Source organism: Sphaerobacter sp. (assembly GCF_019683595.1).
GTDB lineage: Bacteria > Chloroflexota > Chloroflexia > Thermomicrobiales > Thermomicrobiaceae > Sphaerobacter.
The window spans coordinates 1-3,122 of the sequence record NZ_JADGHZ010000288.1; the positions used below are offsets into that span (position 1 = coordinate 1).

At 71.1% G+C, this 3,122-nt stretch carries 2 protein-coding genes; both read left to right on the forward strand.

Translation table 11 applies throughout. The annotated features are described in order from the left end of the window. Positions 1-121: 121 nt before the first annotated feature. Entirely contained in the window at positions 122-1,138 is a 1,017-nt protein-coding gene (locus IRZ30_RS16710) for a D-alanyl-D-alanine carboxypeptidase family protein (RefSeq protein WP_294086811.1), read from the forward strand. Positions 1,139-1,286: 148 nt separating this feature from the next. Then, entirely contained in the window at positions 1,287-3,032 is a 1,746-nt protein-coding gene (locus IRZ30_RS16715; protein WP_294086814.1) for a LysM peptidoglycan-binding domain-containing protein, read from the forward strand. Positions 3,033-3,122: the final 90 nt, after the last annotated feature.

Below are 3,122 nucleotides of genomic sequence, written 5' to 3' on the forward strand. Positions count from 1 at the left end.
CCCCTCTCCCAACTTTGGGAGAGGGGGGAGGGGGTGAGGGCCACACCCCCGGCCGTGTCTCGGTGGCACGGGGTACAATTCGCCGGGGTTGGGATGGTGTCCGCGTGAACGGACCGTTTGGGTGCGACGACCGCTGCGAACCCGCTCGCTGCTCCTCGGCAGCCTGCTGCTCCTGCTGAGCCTGGTGCTTGCGACCGCCACCGTCTGGGGATACGTGGGGGGTGTCGACCCGCTCGCACTGGCGACCGGGCGCCGACCCGCGACGCCGGTGGCGGATGTCGCCACGCCTACGCCGACGCCGGTGCTCCCGACACCGACCCCAACGCCGACGCCGCCGGTCGCGGCGATCCCGCCCGATTTGCCGCTCTCGGCGCGGGCGGCGATCCTCGTCCAGGCTGAGCCGGAGCTGGTTCTCTTCGAACGCAACGCGGACGAGCCACTGCCGCCCGCCAGCACCGCGAAGATCGTCACCGCGCTCACGGTCCTGCGCCATGCGGGACTGGAGGAGGTGCTGACGGTCCAGGAGGAGGATCTGGTCGACCCGGTGGCCGAGTCCCACATGGGCTTGCAGGCTGGGGACACGGTGACCGTGCACGACCTGCTGGTCGGGCTGCTGCTCCCGTCGGGCAACGATGCAGCCAAGACGCTGAGCCGTGTGATCGGCGAGCGGCTGCCGGGAGATCAGCCGCCGGTGGAGCGCTTCGTCGCCGCCATGAACGCGGTCGCGGCCGACCTGGGTATGACCGGGAGCCACTTCATAGAGCCAAGCGGGGACGATGCCGAGGGGCAGGTCGTCACCGCGCGGGACATGGTGATCGCCGCGCGCGCGCTGCTGCGCGAGCCGGTCCTGGTGTCGATCGTGGCGATGCCGCGGGCGCAGGTGCGCGTCGGCGGGCCGAAGGCCCGGGTGATCCGGCTGGAGAACACCAACCAGCTCCTGGCGCAGGACGGGGTCTTCGGGATCAAGACCGGGACGACCGAGCAGGCCGGGCAATGCCTGGTGGTCGCGTACCGGGCGCCCTCGGGCGTCCAGATCGCGGTGATTCTGGGCAGCCAGGACCGCTACGCCGACGCGCGCGCCTTGCTCGGGCTGCCCGAGCCGCCGCCCCCGACGCCGACGCCGGAGCCGACCGCCTAACCGTCCGTGCGCCGGTCCGCGCTGTCTCGCTTCGGTCGATCGGTTATGGTGACTTTCAGGCACATTCTTGTCTGTACACCCGCCCCCGGGTATAGTGGGCGCCATGGGAAGGGAAGATGGTGCCCCGCCGCGGGTGCACGGTGCGGCGATGCCCGAACCACGGTTCGGCTGGCGGCCGGATGGGGACCCGGCGCCACCAGCGACACCAAGCCCCGACACCACACCGTCCGCGTGGCGAGCCGCGGTCGACGGTGGGGTGCATCGTCCTTCCACCGGCCATCTCTCCTTTGCGGACGACCGTGACGACCCGCTGGACCCGGAGCTGAAGGCGTACCTCCGCCGGGTTGAGGCAAGTGCTGCCCGGCGGACCTGGACCGCGCCGGAAGTCGTCGAGTACCGCGCGGTTGGGGCGACGGCGACCGCGACGCGGCCAGAGGCGGAGTCCCCGCCGCGGGCGCGCCGCGTGGTGCTTGGGGCGACCGGCACGCGGGTGCTGGTGCACGCGCTGCTGCTGGCGGTTATCGTCGCCGTTGTGGCGGGGCGCGGCTACTGGAGTACCGACGGGCCGATCGTCCAGCCGGGCGGTATCGACGCGCTCGGCGACGTCCGTGCGTACGCCGTCGCGCCCGGTGCCTCGGTGCGATACGCCGGCACCGGGCTGAGCACCCCGCCGCTCGCAACCCTCGCCTCTGGCGTGCTGAACGGCTACGTCTCCGAGTTCGCCAGTGCCGTGGCACCCGACCAGTTGCAGATCCAGACCGTGGTCGTGTCCGAGGGGCAGACGGCGGAGGACGTGGCCGAGGAGACCGGCCTTGACGTCAGCACGATCCTCTGGGCCAACGGCCTGACGAACCCGGCCGAGCCGCTGCCGGAGGGGACGCAGATCCGTGTCCCGCCGGTCGATGGCATGCTCCACGTCGTGCACGACGGCGACACGCTGGAGAGCATCGCCGCGCGCTACGGCGTCGAGGTGGAGGACATCACCGGCTACGAGCCGAACAACGTGGAGCACAACGCCGACCTGGTGCCTTACCGGTTGTTGATGGTCCCGGGCGGAACGATGCCGACGCGCGACCAGGTGCTGACCTACATCGTCCGGCCGGGTGACACCCTCTGGACGATCGCCCAGCTCTTCGGGTTGCAGCCGAGCACCATCGTCTGGGCCAACAGCCTGCCGGACGGCGACCTGATCCTGCCGGGCCAGCCGTTGGCGATCCTGCCGACCGACGGGGTGATGGTCACCGTCCAGGAGGGGGATACCGTCGAGAGCCTGGCAGAGCACTACGGGGTTGGTCCAGAGGCAATCCTCGACTACCCGTTGAACGGCCTGGGCGCCGGCGGGCAGTTGCGGGTGGGGCAGCAGGTGATGATCCCGGGTGGGCACCCACCGGCACCGCCGCCGCCGCCCGAGCCGGAACCGGCGCCGGAGCCGCCGGCGTCGAACCAGCCGGCCCCTGCACCGGCCGCTCCTGCGCCGAGCTACGGTGCGACCGGCAGTTTCGTCTGGCCAGCGGCTGGAACCATCACGCAGTACTTCGGGCCGTCCGAGTTCTGGATGGAACCGGCGTACGCCGGCTACGCACACTTCCACCTGGGCCTCGACATCGCCAACGCCTTCGGCACGCCGATCGTCGCGGCCGACGCCGGTGTGGTGATCTTCGCCGGGTGGAACACCGGCGGGCTGGGCAACGCCGTCGCCATCGACCACGGGAACGGCCTTGTCACCTGGTACGGCCACATGAACGCACGCCCGGCGGTCAGCGTCGGCCAGTGGGTCGCCCAGGGCCAGTACCTCGGCCCCATGGGCAGCACCGGCGCCTCGACCGGTTCGCACCTGCACTTCGTCGTTATCAAGAACGGTGTCTACGTCGACCCGCTGAACTACTTGCGCTGAGGGGTGGTGCGTTCTCCTCGTTGACAGCCCCGCTCGTGCCGCGCGGGATAAGAAGGGGCTCTCCGAGAGGGTGATCGCGCCCGGGGGCGG

Bases quoted from the DNA above. Each gene is read 5' to 3' on its own strand.
- IRZ30_RS16715 (WP_294086814.1), top strand. From the start codon at position 1,287: ATGCCCGAACCACGGTTCGGCTGGCGGCCGGATGGGGACCCGGCGCCA.